The organism is Mariniflexile maritimum (assembly GCF_009746565.1).
In the GTDB taxonomy this organism is placed as follows: Bacteria; Bacteroidota; Bacteroidia; order Flavobacteriales; family Flavobacteriaceae; genus Mariniflexile; species Mariniflexile maritimum.
Genome location: NZ_WRPN01000002.1, coordinates 74,641 through 92,032, shown reverse-complemented (window position 1 = coordinate 92,032; position 17,392 = coordinate 74,641). Strand labels below are relative to the sequence as shown.

General features: G+C 37.9%; 21 protein-coding genes. 18 read left to right on the top strand and 3 right to left on the bottom strand.

Annotated elements, in window-relative coordinates; translation table 11 throughout:
• Position 1: 1 nt before the first annotated feature.
• The 6 genes from GQO80_RS03225 (at position 2) to tsf (ending at position 5,262) form a co-directional block, all read left to right on the top strand.
• Positions 2-1,195, top strand: coding sequence for an ABC transporter permease (locus tag GQO80_RS03225; RefSeq protein WP_157206896.1), 1,194 nt, complete (start codon positions 2-4; stop codon positions 1,193-1,195).
• Positions 1,192-2,172 (top strand): alpha/beta hydrolase, encoded by a 981-nt coding sequence (locus GQO80_RS03220; protein WP_157206895.1) that lies wholly within the window; start codon positions 1,192-1,194, stop codon positions 2,170-2,172. The genes GQO80_RS03225 and GQO80_RS03220 overlap by 4 nt, the downstream gene beginning before the upstream one ends.
• Positions 2,173-2,353: 181 nt before the next feature.
• Entirely contained in the window at positions 2,354-2,809 is a 456-nt protein-coding gene (gene rplM / locus GQO80_RS03215; RefSeq protein ID WP_157206894.1) for a 50S ribosomal protein L13, read from the top strand.
• Positions 2,809-3,195 (top strand): 30S ribosomal protein S9, encoded by a 387-nt coding sequence (rpsI, locus tag GQO80_RS03210; RefSeq protein WP_157206893.1) that lies wholly within the window; start codon positions 2,809-2,811, stop codon positions 3,193-3,195. Before rplM ends, rpsI begins: the two co-directional genes overlap by 1 nt.
• A gap of 229 nt (positions 3,196-3,424) precedes the next feature.
• Positions 3,425-4,204 (top strand): 30S ribosomal protein S2, encoded by a 780-nt coding sequence (rpsB, locus tag GQO80_RS03205; protein ID WP_157206892.1) that lies wholly within the window; start codon positions 3,425-3,427, stop codon positions 4,202-4,204.
• A gap of 83 nt (positions 4,205-4,287) precedes the next feature.
• A complete protein-coding gene (gene tsf, locus GQO80_RS03200; protein ID WP_157206891.1) occupies positions 4,288-5,262 on the top strand; it encodes a translation elongation factor Ts in 975 nt (324 codons plus the stop codon).
• A 372-nt stretch (positions 5,263-5,634) separates the two neighbouring features.
• On the opposite strand, the gene GQO80_RS03195 is transcribed toward tsf, so the two are convergent.
• Positions 5,635-6,024, bottom strand: a complete 390-nt coding sequence (locus GQO80_RS03195) for a heavy-metal-associated domain-containing protein (protein ID WP_157206890.1) — start codon at positions 6,022-6,024, stop codon at positions 5,635-5,637.
• A gap of 195 nt (positions 6,025-6,219) precedes the next feature.
• Between GQO80_RS03195 and GQO80_RS03190 the strand changes: the two genes are divergently transcribed.
• The 5 genes from GQO80_RS03190 (at position 6,220) to GQO80_RS03170 (ending at position 10,405) form a co-directional block, all read left to right on the top strand.
• A complete protein-coding gene (locus GQO80_RS03190; protein ID WP_157206889.1) occupies positions 6,220-6,672 on the top strand; it encodes a DUF4199 domain-containing protein in 453 nt (150 codons plus the stop codon).
• Positions 6,673-6,771: 99 nt separating this feature from the next.
• The gene (gene rplU / locus GQO80_RS03185) at positions 6,772-7,452 is read left to right on the top strand and encodes a 50S ribosomal protein L21 (protein ID WP_157206888.1); all 681 of its coding nucleotides are present in this window, start codon (positions 6,772-6,774) and stop codon (positions 7,450-7,452) included.
• A 38-nt stretch (positions 7,453-7,490) separates the two neighbouring features.
• Positions 7,491-7,751: a 50S ribosomal protein L27 gene (gene rpmA / locus GQO80_RS03180; protein ID WP_157206887.1), complete on the top strand. Its 261-nt coding sequence runs from the start codon at positions 7,491-7,493 to the stop codon at positions 7,749-7,751.
• 133 nt (positions 7,752-7,884) lie between these two features.
• Entirely contained in the window at positions 7,885-8,157 is a 273-nt protein-coding gene (locus tag GQO80_RS03175; protein WP_157206886.1) for a hypothetical protein, read from the top strand.
• Between the two features lie 154 nt (positions 8,158-8,311).
• A complete protein-coding gene (locus GQO80_RS03170; RefSeq protein WP_157206885.1) occupies positions 8,312-10,405 on the top strand; it encodes a S46 family peptidase in 2,094 nt (697 codons plus the stop codon).
• Positions 10,406-10,416: 11 nt separating this feature from the next.
• On the opposite strand, the gene GQO80_RS03165 is transcribed toward GQO80_RS03170, so the two are convergent.
• Positions 10,417-10,986 (bottom strand): very short patch repair endonuclease, encoded by a 570-nt coding sequence (locus GQO80_RS03165; RefSeq protein WP_232333104.1) that lies wholly within the window; start codon positions 10,984-10,986, stop codon positions 10,417-10,419.
• 147 nt (positions 10,987-11,133) lie between these two features.
• Positions 11,134-12,450, bottom strand: coding sequence for an adenosylhomocysteinase (gene ahcY / locus GQO80_RS03160; protein ID WP_157206884.1), 1,317 nt, complete (start codon positions 12,448-12,450; stop codon positions 11,134-11,136).
• A gap of 133 nt (positions 12,451-12,583) precedes the next feature.
• On the opposite strand from ahcY, the gene GQO80_RS03155 reads away from it, so the two are divergent.
• From GQO80_RS03155 to arfB, 7 genes are read left to right on the top strand one after another with little or no spacing between them, the layout of a single operon-like run.
• Positions 12,584-13,210, top strand: coding sequence for a 4'-phosphopantetheinyl transferase family protein (locus GQO80_RS03155; RefSeq protein WP_157206883.1), 627 nt, complete (start codon positions 12,584-12,586; stop codon positions 13,208-13,210).
• 51 nt (positions 13,211-13,261) lie between these two features.
• Complete coding sequence (locus GQO80_RS03150; RefSeq protein WP_262885554.1) at positions 13,262-14,014, top strand: geranylgeranylglyceryl/heptaprenylglyceryl phosphate synthase; 753 nt, start codon at positions 13,262-13,264, stop codon at positions 14,012-14,014.
• 14 nt (positions 14,015-14,028) lie between these two features.
• The gene (locus GQO80_RS03145) at positions 14,029-14,289 is read left to right on the top strand and encodes a hypothetical protein (protein WP_157206882.1); all 261 of its coding nucleotides are present in this window, start codon (positions 14,029-14,031) and stop codon (positions 14,287-14,289) included.
• Positions 14,273-14,905, top strand: a complete 633-nt coding sequence (gene pnuC / locus GQO80_RS03140; protein WP_198037719.1) for a nicotinamide riboside transporter PnuC — start codon at positions 14,273-14,275, stop codon at positions 14,903-14,905. Before GQO80_RS03145 ends, pnuC begins: the two co-directional genes overlap by 17 nt.
• Complete coding sequence (locus GQO80_RS03135; RefSeq protein WP_157206881.1) at positions 14,866-15,435, top strand: AAA family ATPase; 570 nt, start codon at positions 14,866-14,868, stop codon at positions 15,433-15,435. The genes pnuC and GQO80_RS03135 overlap by 40 nt, the downstream gene beginning before the upstream one ends.
• Positions 15,435-16,973, top strand: a complete 1,539-nt coding sequence (locus GQO80_RS03130) for a DUF4301 family protein (protein WP_157206880.1) — start codon at positions 15,435-15,437, stop codon at positions 16,971-16,973. Before GQO80_RS03135 ends, GQO80_RS03130 begins: the two co-directional genes overlap by 1 nt.
• Before the next feature lie 2 nt (positions 16,974-16,975).
• Positions 16,976-17,383: an alternative ribosome rescue aminoacyl-tRNA hydrolase ArfB gene (arfB, locus tag GQO80_RS03125; protein ID WP_157207282.1), complete on the top strand. Its 408-nt coding sequence runs from the start codon at positions 16,976-16,978 to the stop codon at positions 17,381-17,383.
• Positions 17,384-17,392: the final 9 nt, after the last annotated feature.

Here is a 17,392-nt window from a genome sequence, read left to right as displayed (position 1 = left end):
CATGAAAGTATTTTTAAAACTACTTAAATTTGAGTTTAAACGTATTTTTTCAAATACTGTTTTGCTCGCCATTTTTTTTGGAGCTCCTATTGGCTATGGTATTCTATTTGGCTATGTTTACCAACAGGCAAAGGTTTTAGATTTGCCAATTGTAATTATCGATCAGGATCACAGTCCTACCTCCGATAAAATTATCGATGCTTTTGAAGATAATGAAGTACTCCTTATAACCGATGTGCGCTACACCGCAGGCAATATCATCAAAGAAATGCCTGTAAAACAATATGTTGCGGTCGTTACGTTGCCTACTAATTTCGAAGCAGATATTCTTCAGAAGAAACATCCCGAAATTCAAATCGATTTAAATATGGCTAACATCGTAAATGCCAATAGCGCCAGCAACCAAATACAAGCTGTTTTAATGACGCTGAATGCGGGAATAGAAACTGAAGGTTTAAAAAAACAAGGACTAAGCGATTCGCAAGCCTTGGCTATGTTTGAAAGTTTTAAAATAAACTTCAATAAACTTTACAATTCCACAGGGAATTATGTCACATTTATGTTACCTGGGCTTCTTGCTGCCATCATGCAACAGGTTATTTTTTTAGCAATGGCTTTGGTATTCGCTAGAGATTTTGAAGACGGTTACTTTAAAGAACTTATAAAAGAAAGTAAATCTTCATTATATCATATAGCACTTAAAGCAACACCTTTTTTATTAATGCTTCCGTTTATGTGGCTTATTGTAGGCTATTTAATTCCTTATTTTAAAATAGATGCTGCTATATTCAATGTTCCCATGCTTATTCTAGTAACTTTATTAACAGCAGCTTCCATGTGTATTGGCATGTTGTTTTCTATAGTTATTCCTAGTCAATTAAAAGCCACCGAATTTTTAATGGTAATATCTACACCTGCTTTTATCCTTAGTGGTTTTACATGGCCTACGCTTGCAATGCCATCGGTTATTACAAGTTTTGCACAGTATATTCCGTTAACCCAATTTTTAAGTGGATTTAGAAAAATAGCTTTTTACGATGGAGGTATTTCTTCCGTTAAAACTGAAATTGGTATGCTCCTTCTTATAATAGCTGTCGCTTTTATACTGATGGTTTTATTGCTTCAATTTAAAATAGTAAAGTTTAATAAAGAGGAAATAGCACTTTTGAATACAACAGAAAATGAGATGCCATGAAAACAGAAAAAAGCACAAATACAAGCCATACTGATTATTTTGCTGATGTTTTAGGTGATGGGTTTAATCGGTTAACACGCGTTCATGCTCCCGATTATGAAGGAGCAGTTATTTCCACTTTAATACGACGTCATTCTGAAATGCCTTCAAAAAAAGCCATGCTTTATATACATGGCTTTAACGATTACTTTTTTCAAGACGAAATGGCTAAAAAATTTAATGCTGAAGGCTATCATTTCTATGCGTTGGATTTACGAAAATATGGACGCTCCCACTTAAGTCATCAAAAATTAAACAATGTGCGTTCGTTATTAGAATACGATGAAGAAATAACGCTTGCATTGCAAATAATGCGTTCAGAAAACAACAACCAAACTATTTTAATGGGGCATTCTACTGGCGGACTTATTGTAACTAACTATGCTAAAAACCACGAAAACAGCCCTTTATTTAATGGTGTTATTTGCAACAGTCCGTTTTATGAATTCAATCTATCGTTACTAAAACGAAACATAGGAATTCCAGTACTATCTATATTGGGTAAGTACTTTCCAAACAAACCAATAGCAAGTGGGCTATCAAAATTTTATGGCTATAGCTTACACAAAGATAAATTTGGAGAATGGAATTATTCACTTATATGGAAACCAAACAACATCACACATGTAAATTTTGGTTTTATTAGAGCCATACATAAAGCACAAAAAATTATAAAAAAAGGAATCACTTTAAAAGTACCCCTACTGGTAATGCATAGTAGCCAATCCGTTTATGGAAATCAGTGGTCTGAAAAATTCAAAGAAGGTGATGCTGTACTAAATCATCATCATATTCATAAATACACGCATCATATTAAAGGAGATGTAACGAATATTAAAATAGAAAATGGGATGCACGATCTATTTTTATCAAAAAAAACCGTTCGTGATGAAGCCTACCAAAAAACATTCGAATGGATGAGACTTCATTTTAAATAATCGTCAAAGAACTAACTTTTAATAGCAAAGGCATAAATTACTTTAAAATATGAAAGCTCTAATTTTCAGTAAAGTAATTAACAAATAAAATATATTCCTTACCGTTTGGTAATCAAACAGATTATCGTACATTTGCAAACTCTTTTTGAGAGAGGAATGTTTAATAAAAATAATTAATAACGTGGACACATTAAGCTACAAAACCATTTCAGCCAATAAAGCTACCGCAGATAAGCAGTGGGTTTTAGTGGACGCTGAAGGACAGTCTTTGGGTCGTTTGGCTTCAAAAGTTGCAAAACTTTTAAGGGGCAAACACAAACCTAGCTTCACACCACACGTTGATTGCGGTGATAACGTGATTGTTATCAACTCAGAAAAAATCAACTTAACCGGAAACAAGTGGAACGACAAAACGTACATTCGTCACACAGGGTATCCAGGTGGTCAAAGAAGTTTAACTGCTACCGAATTGTTTGGAAAAGATCCGGCACGCGTAGTAGAAAAATCAGTAAAAGGAATGTTGCCTAAAAACAAATTAGGCGCCGATTTATTCCGTAATTTAAACGTTGTTGTGGGTTCAGAGCACACGCATGCTGCACAAAAACCAAAAACAATTAACTTAAACGAATTCAAGTAATGGAAGTAATTCACAAAATTGGCCGCAGAAAAACGGCGGTTGCTCGTGTATTTGTTGGCCCAGGAAGCGGCAACATCACAGTAAACAAAAAGGAATTAAACGCTTACTTTACTACATCTACTTTACAATATAAAGTAAACCAACCATTAGCTATGACTAATAATGAAGGTAACTTTGACATTAAGGTAACTGTACTAGGTGGCGGTATTACTGGGCAAGCAGAAGCTGTTCGTTTGGCAATCTCTCGTGCTATGTGCGAAGTAGATGCAGAAAACAGATTGACACTTAAACCAGAAGGCTTATTAACCAGAGACCCAAGAATGGTAGAGCGCAAAAAATTCGGTCAGAAAAAAGCGCGCAAGAAATTCCAGTTCTCTAAACGTTAATACGGAACTTGTTTCGGTATCTGTATATCAGATGCTTCAAACAAATTCAAAAACGAAAACAAAAGAAGCTGGAAAAATTTCAGCTTAAAAAAATTTAACTCAGTTATTGTTGTCCTAGTTGTAAAAAACAGGATTTAGTTTAGCATCTAAATGAAGCCAACAGCCTAAAGCCCATAGCTTAAAGCCCAATGGAACATTGCTAATTCAACAGAACGTAAACTATTACAAAATGGCAGTAGAAGTAAAAGAATTACTTGAAGCAGGTGTACACTTCGGACACCTTACACGTAAGTGGGACCCCAACATGGCACCTTACGTTTATATGGAGCGCAACGGCATCCATATTATAAACCTTTATAAAACAGCGGTAAAAATTGATGAAGCGGGTGCTGCATTGGCTAAAATAGCAGCTTCTGGTCGCAAAATTTTATTCGTTGCAACAAAAAAACAAGCTAAAGATATCGTTGCTGAAAAAGCAGGCGTTATCAACATGCCTTACATTACAGAAAGATGGCCAGGTGGTATGTTAACCAACTTCATCACTATTAGAAAAGCCGTTAAAAAAATGGCCTCCATTGATAGAATGAAGAAAGATGGCACATTTCAAACCTTATCTAAAAAAGAGCGTTTGCAAGTGGACCGTTTAAGAGCCAAGTTAGAAAAAAACCTAGGCTCCATTGTTGACATGACCCGTTTACCGGGCGCCTTATTTGTAGTGGACATTAAACGTGAGCACATTGCGATTAAAGAAGCACAAAAATTAAACATTCCCATTTTTGCAATGGTTGATACCAACTCCGATCCACGTCAAGTTGATTATGTAATACCAGCAAATGATGATGCTTCCAAATCAATCGACAAAGTGCTATCGTATGTTACCGAAGCTATCGCTGCGGGTCTAGCCGATAGAAAAGCCGATAAAGACACCGACCTAGAAGAAGACGATGACGTAGTAGCACCAACAAAAAAACGTGCCTCTAAATTAGTTGTTACCGACGAGGAAGAATAATTAACAATTTCACAATACAAATAAAGTCGTTTAATTATTTTCTTTTAAGGAATAGTGAACGACTTTTTTAAATTAAATAATATATGGATTCTACAGTAAAAATTACAGCCGCAGAGGTTAACAAGTTAAGACAAACAACCGGTGCTGGCATGATGGATTGTAAAAAAGCTTTGGTTGAGGCTGAAGGCGATTTTGATAAAGCAATTGACATACTTCGAAAAAAAGGACAAAAAGTAGCAGCCAATAGGGCCGATCGCGAATCGTCTGAAGGTGCCGCCATCGCAAAAGTGAACGCAAACAATACCGTAGGTGTTGCCATCGTTTTAGGTTGCGAAACCGATTTTGTTGGCAAAAACGAAAACTTTATTGCCTTAGCAAACCAATTTGCCGATTTAGCGTTTAACTGCAATACAAAGGAAGAACTTTTGGCTGCCGATTTTGGCGGAATGACCGTTGCCGAAAAACTAATTGAACAAACCGGTGTTATTGGTGAAAAACTGGACATCACTGCTTTTGAAAAATTAGAAGCAGCCTATGTAGGAAGCTATGTTCACATTAATAAAATTGCCGCTTTGGTAGGGCTTACAGCACCTGTAAAAAACGCCGAAACATTGGCTAAAGATGTTGCCATGCAAGTGGCCTCAATGGGCGCCACCACTTTGTCGTACAAAGATTTTGATGCCGCTTTTATAGCCTCTGAACTGGAAGCTAGAATTGCAGTAATTGAAAAAGACAACGAAGAATTTGCCCGTTTAGGTAAAACCCTAAAAAATGTTCCACAATACATTTCAATGGCACAATTAACACCAGAAGTATTGGCTAAAGCGGAAGAAGAAGCCAAGGCGCAATTAATAGCTGAAGGGAAACCAGAACAAATCTGGGACAAAATTTTACCCGGTAAAATAGAGCGTTTCATTTCCGATAACACAACTTTAGACCAAGAACAATGCCTATTAGACCAAAATTTTATTAAAGATGATAAAATAAGCGTTGCTAAATATGTGAAATCTTATGGCGATGTTGCCATTTCAGGATTTAAACGTGTTGCTTTAGGATAACCAATTCCTGCTAAAAAACCATCTTATAGGATGCGAAAAAGGACAGTTTAAAAGCTGTCCTTTTTTTTTATTTTATGTTTCTTAAAAATTTATCTCGCTTAAAAAACCTGTTTTTCGTTGTAATAATAAATAGGTGCCACTCGATAAGGTTTATAATATTTAGCCTTGGTGAGCATCAAAATGGTTTTTCAAATAAACTAAAAACCCTTCCACACCGTTGGTGCTGCCCAGAATTTTTGGCTACGGAATCTAACATGATAGGCAAAGCTATTTTTTGGCAAAACAAGACCGTCTTACCAGAGTAGGTTTGCGACCGAACCTATCCGTTTTCCACAGTTAGAGCTTTCTGTAAACTATTTGGTGTTGTAAACTTTATTGCTCAGAAAACGTTTCAACCGTTTTCATGTCGCTTACTTTGTAGGCATCGCCCACTTTGGCAACGGTTTCAACCAAATTGGTTGGCGATACTTTAGCGATATCGTACTCAACCATGGCCAATTTTTTATCAAAATCAACTTTAGCCCATTTTACGCCATCCATTTTCGCCATTTTTTTCTCAATGGTAGCGGCACATCCAACGGCACAGGTCATTCCGTCAATCTTAAATTCAGCTTTCGCATAAGTAGCGTTAGGGTCTGTGGTTGCAGATGCTTCGGTAGCAGTTTCAACCGTTTTAACTTCTGGCTGTTTCGCGTCATTTTTGCAATTCATTACAAAAAGAGCCATTAAGGAAACAATTAAAATGTTTTTTGGTACATTCATGGTGCTGTGTCATTTATTTAATGTCAAAAATAAGCAAAATAAGCGATGTTTATATAGAAAAACCTGTATGCTTTTTGTTAAATTCTTGAAGCTGTTTGTAATCAATCTTCTTAAAAAAAGCTTCAAAATTATTTTTATACCAAAAATTTTACGAAATTTAAGAACACGAATCAACCCAAACCAAAATACAATCAGATGAAAAAAGTATCACTCCCTATTAGGTTCGGACTTGTAATAAGTGCGGTTTTAATCGCTTATTTTTTAACTTTAGCTTTATTCCACAAGCACATCAACCCTGTTTTCAGTTTTTTCAATGCCGTTATTACTGCTTTTGGAATATTTGAAACCGTGCGTTTAAGCAAGCTTGAAAACCCAGATACCTTTTCGTATGGCGAAGGTTTTAAAACAGGCGTTATCACTGGGTTTGTGGCCTCCTTGGTTTTTACGGTTTTTTTCTTGCTGTATGCCACCGAGTTCAATACCGCTTTTTTACCGGAATTGCTTGCAACAATTAAAGGTGGTTTTGATGCCAACGCTGGCATGGTAGCCTTTGTGGTTTTTATTATGGGGCTGGCCACAACGGTTATTGCAACCTTGGTTACCATGCAATATTTTAAAAACAGTAAAAATATTGCCCAAAACAAATAAAACGTTTGCAGATTAATTAATTAGCGGTATATTTGCACCCGCTTTCCTTATACAGGTAAGCTATTTTTAACAAAAAAATTAATTAATAAACGTTACGCTATGTACGCAATTGTAGAGATAGCAGGGCAACAATTTAAAGTTGTAAAAGACCAAAAGGTTTTTGTACACCGTTTACAAACAGAAGAAGGAAAGCAAGTGGCTTTCGATAATGTGCTTCTAATTGGTGATGGAGATACAATAACCGTAGGCGCCCCCGCTATAGACGGTGCTCAAGTAGGAGCAAAAGTCTTAAAGCACCTTAAAGGTGATAAAGTGATCGTTTTCAAAAAGAAAAGACGTAAAGGATACCGCAAGAAAAACGGCCACCGTCAATTTTTAACTGAAATCGTTATTGAAAGCATTGCTGCTTCGGGAGCAAAAAAAGCTGCCAAAGTTGAGAAAGAGGAAGCTAAAAAAGCGGCTCCAGCAAAAGCAGAGAAAAAAGAAGCCCCAAAAGCTGAAGCACCAAAAGCGGCTGCAAAAGCAACAGGAAAAGCAGATGATTTGAAAAAAGTTGAAGGCATAGGGCCTAAAATTGCTGAAACCCTTGCGGCTGCAGGCATTACAACTTTTGCTGAATTGGCAAAATCAACTCCAGAAAAAATTGCTGAAATTATTGCCGATGTTCGTGGAAACCACGTAACCGATACCTGGCCAGCACAAGCTAAATTGGCTGCTGAAGGCAAATGGGATGAGTTGGCAAAATGGCAAGACGAATTAAATGGCGGGAAAGCTGAATAAGCTACCGTTTAAGTTTAACAATATAAAACCTTAAGACAATGGCTCATAAAAAAGGAGTAGGTAGTTCTAAGAATGGTAGAGAATCGGAATCAAAACGCTTAGGCGTTAAGATTTTTGGCGGTCAAGCTGCTATTGCTGGAAACATTATCGTAAGACAAAGAGGAAATACACACCACCCAGGTGAAAATGTATATTCTTCTAAAGATCATACATTACACGCTTATGTAGATGGCGTTGTAAAATTTACCAAGAAAAAAGATAATAAATCGTATGTTTCTGTTGTGCCTTTTGAAGGTTAGTAAACATAAATATTATTAAAATAGAACCCTTTCTGGAAACAGGAAGGGTTTTTTATTGCCATTGTTGGAATATTTTGCTAACTTAGGGTATTGCATTTAATATTCGCGTATTGTTTCACTTAAATTTGTTGTTATGCTACCTCCTTTTAGATCTGAAATTAGAAATTCCCCAAACCAGCAAACCATTAAGATTTATTTAAGTGATGAATCTTTGGATGACCAAATTAAAATTCACCTACAAAACTTTACTGAAATCGATTCTATTGAAATTAACGAAACCATTGAACAAAACAGGGCCGATGAAAGCCTTACCGTTTTTATTAAAGACAGTGTTGATATTAATAGGATAAAAGCCTCCATAGACTCCAGTTTATGGTGGTATTTTGAAAGGGATATGGTTGATTGAAGCTTCTTAAAGGTTTTCAAAAACCCATGCCACTACAAAAGCGCAAAATACATCCATTTTTTGCAAAGAAATTTTAATATATACGTTAAAAAATTCTGCACTTACAATTAAGGTTTTTATCTTTGGGATTCACGAACCCAATGATCAATCTTTTATGAAATTTCTTAAAATTTTAGTGTTTTTTATAGCCATTCAAATGTCGGCCCAACAAGGCGGCATGTGGATTCCTTCGCTATTACAGGGCATGAACGAAAACGACATGCAAAGTTTGGGCAGTAAACTAACCGCCGCAGATATTTATAGCGTAAACGCCTCTAGTTTAAAGGACGCCGTTGTGCATTTTAATGGCGGCTGTACTGCCGAAGTTATTTCACCCGAAGGTTTGTTGCTTACCAATCACCATTGCGGATTTGGACAAATCCAATCACATTCCTCATTGGAAAACGATTATTTAAAAGATGGTTTTTGGGCCTCGACATTGGCCGATGAGTTGCCAAATAATGGATTATACGTTGAATTTATTGTAAGGATTGAAGATGTAACCCAACAGGTTTTAGAAGGTGTTACCGAAACGATGACCGACAGGGAAAAGCAATCCAAAATAGGAAGCAACAGTGCCAAAATCGAAAGAGAGACCAAAAAAGAAGACTGGCAAGGCACAAAAATAAAGGCGTTCTACAAAGGCAACCAGTACTTTCTTTTTGTAACCGAACGCTACGACGACATTCGGTTGGTAGGTGCGCCACCAAGTAGCATTGGAAAATTTGGCAGCGACACCGATAACTGGGTGTGGCCAAGACATACAGGCGATTTTTCGTTATTCAGAATTTATGCCAACAAACAAAACCAACCTGCAAAATACTCAAAGGATAATGTGCCCTTTAAACCAAAGCACTTTTTGCCAATTGGCATAGACGGTATCAGTGAAGACGATTTTACCATGGTATTTGGTTTTCCCGGAACCACCGATGAATACTTACCTGCCATTGCCATTGCCCAAACGGTAGAAAAAATAAACCCTAAAACCATCGCCATTCGGGAAGCTGCATTAAAAGTTATTGATGCCAATATGAAGGCAGACGATCAAATTCGTATCCAATATGCTTCGAAACAAGCTAGAATTGCCAATGCTTGGAAAAAATGGATTGGGGAAAACCTTGGCATTAAAAAAAGTGGCGCCATTGCTAAACGAAAAGACCTTGAGTCTGAATTCACCAAAGCCCTAGAAACAAAAAAATTACTGGAAACCTACGGGCATATTTTACCCGAACTGGAGCGGTTATACAATGCTATTGAAGAAACCGCCGTAAAACGCCGCATGTTTATAGAAGCCTTTACGGGCACTAGCGAGCTCATGCAATTAATGTTCCGATTAACACAGGTTGAAAACGCCGCCATGAGTAGCGACGCAGATTTTGAAAGGCTTAGAACCAATGTGTTAAGCGCGATGGATGGCCTATATAAAAACATGAATTTGGAGGTTGATAAGGGTATTTATTTAGCGGTCATGCCCTTTTACACCACCAATATAGATGCTTCCATTTATGAAAAAACAGCCTTTAAAACCCTAGAAACAGGCAAGAAACTTTTGGAAGGCACTTCCAAGGAAGTGCTTGAAAAATTAAATAACGATGCAGCCTATCAATACGCCAAGGTTTTTGTAAACGATTTTTACAATAACATTGAACCAGTTTTTAGGGACATCAATCCGAAGATAAATGCGCTAGAGCAACAATACATGAAGGCCTTAATGATGGTATTGCCCAACCAGCGTTATTTTCCTGACGCCAATGGTACCTTGCGCGTAACCTATGGCAAAGTGAAGGGCTACGAACCAAGAGATGCCGTTTATTATGAGCCCATAACGTATTTGGATGGTGTTATGGAAAAATATGTACCGGGCGATTATGAGTTTGATGTACCACAGAAATTACAGGAATTGTATGCCAAAAAAGATTACGGCCCCTATGCCGATGCCACAGGAAAACTGCCCGTTTGCTTTATAGGTACCAACCATACAACGGGCGGGAACTCTGGAAGCCCTGCCATTGATGCGTACGGAAACTTGGTAGGCCTAAACTTCGATAGAGTGTGGGAAGGCACGATGAGCGATATGTACTATGATCCGGAAATTTGCCGAAACATTATGGTTGATGTGCGCTATGTATTGTTTATTATTGATAAATATGCAGGTGCCAAACATTTGATAAATGAAATGAAATTGGTGCGCAACAAAGGGAAGAAATAGGAATTTGAAATTTAATAATTCGTATCCTGCATATCGATATAAACCAAAACATCATTGATGCAGCGGTTTAAATCGGTTTTAATTTCTTGTGTCCAGAACCTGAAAACGGTAAAATCTAAATTTGATAATTCGGAATTCACCTCTTTGTCGCGTTGCATGTTGCGCTCTATTTTAGGTATCCAAAAGTCGCGGTTGGCTTTAAGCGTTTCTTTTTTTTCGTCCCAATTGTAACCGTGCCAAAATTCGCCATCGATAAAAATGGCGAGTTTGTATTTTTGAATGGATACATCGGGTTTTCCGGGAAGTTTGCTGTTGTTTATTCTGTACCGAACGCCCTTTTTCCAAAGGGCTTTTCTAAAGAGAATTTCGGGTTTGGTATTTGTACCACGTATTTTGCTCATTATTTTCGAGCGTTTTTTTGTGGTATAAAAACCAGAGGCTTCGTTGAAACGGGGGACTTTTATTTTTTCTTCGTTATAATCCATAAACTGGTATGAATATAATGAAAATTGGCGTGGAAACAAACCTTCGCTGGTGGTTGCAATAGCGATTGCAGTGGATAGCTTTTGCAAAACTGCCATTTATGGTTTTGCAAAACTAGGAATGTAAAGCGCGGTGCTTTAGCAATTGCCCAAAAGAAAAAAAATCCCAAACAACTTATTGCTTGGGATTTGTGTATTTGTTTCATTGGAAAAGATTGCTTCGTCGCAAACTCCTTGCCATGACGGTTAATATCTGTAATATTCTGGTTTAAAGGGGCCTTGAACTTCTACGCCAATATAATTTGCTTGGTCTTTACGAAGTTCGGTAAGTTCTACGCCCAGTTTTTCTAAATGTAGTTTGGCTACTTTTTCGTCGAGGTGTTTTGGCAACATATACACCTTGTTTTCGTAAGCGTCGCTATTGGTCCATAGTTCAATTTGTGCCAAGGTTTGGTTTGTAAACGAGTTGCTCATTACAAAGCTGGGGTGCCCGGTGGCGCAACCTAAGTTTACCAAACGGCCTTCGGCTAGAATAATAATATCTTTGCCTTTTATGGTGTATTTATCGACTTGAGGTTTGATGGTGTTTTTGGTGTGCCCGTAGTTTTTGTTTAACCAAGCCATATCAATTTCGTTGTCAAAATGCCCAATATTGCAAATAATGGTTTTGTCTTTTACGGCTTCAAAATGTTCGGCGCGCACAATATCCTTGTTTCCTGTGGTGGTAATAATAATATCGGCAGTGGCTGCTACGGTTTCCAGTTTTTTTACTTCAAAACCGTCCATGGCCGCTTGTAGTGCACAAATAGGGTCTATTTCGGTAACGGTTACGATGCTGCCCGCCCCTTTAAATGAGGCTGCTGTACCTTTGCCCACATCGCCATAACCACAAACAACTACGCGTTTTCCTGCTAGCATAATATCGGTTGCACGACGTATGGCATCAACGGCACTTTCTTTACAGCCGTATTTGTTATCGAATTTGCTTTTGGTTACCGAGTCGTTTACATTGATGGCGGGCATGGGCAAGGTGCCGTTTTTTACGCGCTCGTACAACCTGTGGACACCGGTGGTGGTTTCCTCACTTAATCCTTTAATGCCGGGGATTAATTCGGGGTAACGGTCTAATACCATGTTGGTTAAATCGCCCCCATCATCAAGGATCATGTTTAGGGGTTTGCGCTCTTCGCCAAAAAACAAGGTTTGTTCAATACACCAATCGAAGGCTTCTTCGGTCATGTCTTTCCATGCATACACCGAGGTTCCTGCGGCGGCAATGGCAGCGGCAGCTTGATCTTGTGTAGAGAAAATGTTGCAAGAGCTCCACGTTACTTCAGCACCTAAAGCTTGCAAAGTCTCAATTAAAACGGCAGTTTGAATCGTCATGTGCAAACAACCTGCAATTCTAGCACCTTTTAAGGGTTGCGAATTACCGTATTCTTCACGTAAGCTCATAAGTCCGGGCATTTCTGCTTCCGCCAATTCTATTTCTTTTCTTCCCCACTCGGCAAGCGACATATCTTTCACTTTATTGGCCACGTAAGGAATTGTTTTTGTGCTCATATCAATTTTATTTTTAGGTTTTTAAAATCATATACCCTTGTGATTAGAACTTAAATAGTTAAATTCGCTTATCAAAAAAAACGATAATCAGTTTAGGCTGCGCAAAGATAACTAATAACTTTTAGAATATTAAATGCCTCTTTATAAAACCATTATTCCCAATTCACAAACTACTGTTAAAATCTGGAAGATTACAGAGTCTTTTGATGAGTTATTTGCCATGGTAAAGCTAAAAACAGCCTGTTTGGAACGTGTTTTAAACATGAAAAGCGAACAGCACCAACGCGGTTTTTTAAGTGTACGCTGCTTATTGGAGTCATTTGGATATGAAGATGCCGATTTGTTTTATGACGCAAACGGCAAGCCCCATTTAAGCGACGGCAAGCAGATTTCAATTACCCATTCCTTTGGTTTTTCAGCGGTGATAATAAGCGATTTAATAGTGGGCATCGATATTGAGAAGCAACGCGCTAAAATTAGCGTTATCGCTCATAAATTCATCGATTATGAGTACCATTACTTAAATGAAAATGCCCCAGATTTTATTAAAAAACTAACCATTGTTTGGTGCGTAAAAGAATCGTTATATAAGCTTTTTGCAACACCGGGGTTAAGCTTTAAGCAGCATTGTTTGGTAATACCCATGTCTGATAATACCCATGAAACCATAGCTTGGATAGATTACGAAACCAAAAAGTACCGCTATCGGGCCCATTTTTTAGAGTTTGAAGGGTTTACCTGTGCGTATGTAATAAATTAAACCTAAGACGGAGGACGGTTTTTTCGGGATATTGAATTTTAAAATAAAAACGTGACAGAAAATAAATTTATATACCAAGCACTATTAAAATCCATTTCTGCGAAAGAAAAAATGTTGGCTATTTTAATAGACCCCGATAAATTTTCCATTGAAAAGGTAACCGATTTTATTGCAAAAGTAGAAACCTCCATTGCAACCCATATTTTTGTAGGCGGTAGTACTGTTGAAGCCAATGTAACGGGTTATTTGGTTTCAGAAATAAAGAAACATACCAAACTCCCTATCATTTTGTTCCCGGGCGATGTTACCCAAATCACTAACGAAGCCGATGGCATGCTGTTTTTGAGTTTAATTTCAGGAAGAAACCCAGATTATTTAATTAGCAAGCACGTAAAAGCGGTTTCAAAAATAAACAACACCCGTTTAGAGGTCATTTCAACAGGTTATATTTTAATTGAAAATGGCACAGAAACCTCGGTAGAAAGAGTAACGAAAACACAGCCAATGTGCAGAACAAACATTCAAAAAATTGTGGATACTGCAAAAGCAGGCGAATTATTAGGGATGAAACTCATGTATTTGGAAGCGGGAAGCGGTGCAAAGGAAGCTGTTTCAAGCGCTATTATTTCGTCGGTAAAGCAAGTGCTTCAAATTCCGTTAATAGTGGGTGGTGGCATTAAAAACATAAAACAGTTGGAGGATGCTTACAAGGCGGGCGCAGATTTGGTTGTTATAGGCACTGCTTTTGAAAAAGATGAAGCTTTTTTTGAAGAATTAAGAAAATTGCCACGAGTACACGAATAATTTATAAAGTAAAAATGAAAGTATCCATAGACCTCACATTATCGCCATTGCAAAACGATTACGAAAAACACGTTATCGATTTTATTAAGGCATTACGAAACTCGGAATTTACCGTTTTGGAAAACCCGTTAAGCACCCAAATTTTTGGCGATTATGATGCTTTAATGCCATTTTTAACCAAACAAATAAAAACATCGTTTGAAAATCAGGAAATTTGTGTGTTAACCATGAAACTCGTTAAAACCGACAGAAGCAGCTATGAACCCCATTTTTGAGTTCTTTTTAAAAGCTTACCACAACGCGCCCACCTCTCAAATTGTTTTGGAGGCCATCGCGTTTGTGTTTGGTATTTTAAGTGTTTGGTATGCCAAAAAGGAGGATATTTTAGTGTATCCCACAGGTATTATCTGTACGGTAATAACGGTTTATTTGCTGTATGTCAATCAGTATTTTGGCGATATGATGATGAATTTGTACTATTCCATTATGAGTGTGTATGGTTGGTGGAACTGGTCGCGGAAAAAAGAAAACAAACCCGTTGTGCCCATTACTAGAACCACCTTAAAGGAAAAACAAATAGGTGTTTTTTTGTTCATAGTAACCCTAATAATTACCTATTTGGTGTATAAAGGCTTTGGTTACGCCATGGAAATACCCAATTATATTGATGTGGTAACCTCCGGGATATTCTTTACCGCTATGTGGTACATGGCAACTAAAAAGCTGGAAAACTGGACGCTCTGGATCATTGGCGACCTCATCACCATTCCTTTGTATGCTTACCGGGGCTTGGGTATTTTGTCGCTCCAGTATGTAATCTTTACTATATTAGCCATTCAAGGATACAGGTCATGGAAGAAAAGTTTAAACAACAACCGGCAAACTGCATAAAAGTAGTATTGTTCGGTCCGGAATCAACAGGAAAAACAACCCTTTCCAAGCAATTGGCGCGTTATTACAGTTCGGTTTGGGTGCCCGAATATGCACGGGAATATCTTCAAAATAAATGGAACAACGAACGCAAAACCTGCGAACCGCACGATTTATTGCCCATAGCAAAAGGGCAAATGAAGCTTGAAAATAAACTGGCGCAAAAAACCGATACGGTTTTGATATGCGATACCGATTTATTGGAAACCAAAGTGTATTCTGAAGCATACTATTTGGGCACTTGCGACCCCATTCTTGAAAAATATGCACTTGAAAACACCTACGATCTGTATTTTTTAACATATATTGACACCCCCTGGGAAGCTGATGATTTGCGCGATAAGCCAGAGGAACGAGAAGCCATGTTTAATGCTTTTGAACAAGCGCTCATCGTCAATAATCGGCCGTATGTGTTGCTAAAAGGCAATATAAAGGAGCGTTTGCAAACAGCGGTAAAGCATATTGATAATTTATTAAAAACCCCAAAGTAATGTTTACTGAAAAAGATATTCAGCAAATACAAGCTCATGGCGTATCGGTTAAAACGGTTCAAGCTCAAATTGAAACCATCCAATCGGGTATGGTTTATTCTCATCTCGTTGAAGCGGCCCACATAGGCAATGGCATTTTAAGATGTGATGAAAAACAGCAAGTTGATTTAATGCAGTTATTTGATAATGAACGTAATACGCTGAAAATCATTAAGTTTGTGCCTGCATCGGGCGCCGCTACAAGAATGTTCCAATTTTTGTTCCAGTTTTTAAATGATTATGATGGCAGTAAACCTATCGCAGCCTATTCAGAAAGCAATACAGAACTTTCAGTATTTTTAAATGGGTTGGAAAAATTTCCTTTTTATGAAATCGTTAGAACTAAAACGGCCCAATCAAATCCCAATTTCTACAAGCTGCCCAAAGACCAACAACTGGTTGGATTAGTAGAAACCATGTTAGGCTCGAACCAAATGAATTACGGTTTTTACCCAAAAGGGCTGCTACCGTTCCATAAATACAAAACCCATGTGGCGACCGCTTTTGAGGAACATTTAATGGAAGCCACCTTATACGCCACCTCCAACAACATGGCGCACTTACATTTTACGGTTTCGGAAATGCATAAGGAACTTTTTAGGCAGGAATACGAGCGCGTTAAACAGTATCTTGAAAAGGCAACACAAACAACGTTCAACGTGTCTTTTTCGTGCCAAAATAAAGCAACCGATAACATTGCCATAACATCCAACAACGCGTTGTATCGCGATGAAGATGGCCTTTTGGTATTTCGTCCATCGGGCCACGGTGCATTAATTGACAACCTAAATGCGCTCCACGCCGATATTATTTTCATAAAAAACATAGACAATATAGTCGTGTTTGAACAAAATAAACTCGCGTGCAATTACAAAAAAATGCTTGCGGGTGTACTCATAAAATTGCAAACACAGGCTTTTAAGTATTTGCATCGACTGGATGATGCTGCTATTTTGGAAGATGAAATCCATAACATCGCATTATTTGTTATCAACAGGCTGCATGCTAATTTGGAAGATGCCTATGAAAACTTCACCATAAAACAAAAAAGAAGGTATTTGCACGCGAAACTAAACCGACCCATTCGCGTTTGTGGCATGGTAAAAAATGAAGGAGAACCCGGTGGCGGGCCATTTTGGGTACAAGATACCAACGGAAACTGTTCGCTTCAAATTGTGGAATTTGCCCAAATTGATTTTGAAAATGAAGAACAAAACGCTATTGCGAAAAACGCCCATTATTTTAATCCAACCGATTTGGTTTGTGGCGTTAAAAATTATAAGGGTGAAAAATTTGATTTAACGCAATATGTAGATCCTAAAGCGGCTTTTATAACGATAAAATCTCAAAATGGTGTCGAAATAAAGGCGTTAGAGCTTCCGGGGCTATGGAATGGCAGTATGGCGCATTGGAATTCTATTTTTGTTGAAATTCCTGTTTCAACCTTCAACCCCGTTAAAACGGTAAACGATTTGTTAAAAGCAGCACACCAAGCATAATGATGTTCGATAAAGAAACCTTATTGCAAGAGTTAACCTTTAAAGCCGTTAGAAGTTCGGGGGCTGGTGGCCAACATGTTAATAAAGTGTCCTCGAAAGTGGAGCTGCTTTTCAATGTAAATGAAACGCTGGTTTTTAATGAGGAATTAAAAGAACGCCTTCTGGACAAACTTCAAAACAGATTGACTAAAGACGGCGTGTTAATCTTGCAATGCGACGAAAGCAGAAGTCAGCATAAAAATAAAGAACTAGTAACCGAGCGTTTTTTCGAGCTTATTGAAACTGCGCTAAAAGTGCCAAAAAAACGTATTCCAACCAAAATACCCAGAGCGATTATAAAAAAACGCCTGAAAAGCAAACGCACCCAATCTGATAAAAAAGCCGCTAGAAAAAAACCGGATATAGAATAAAAGTGCTGC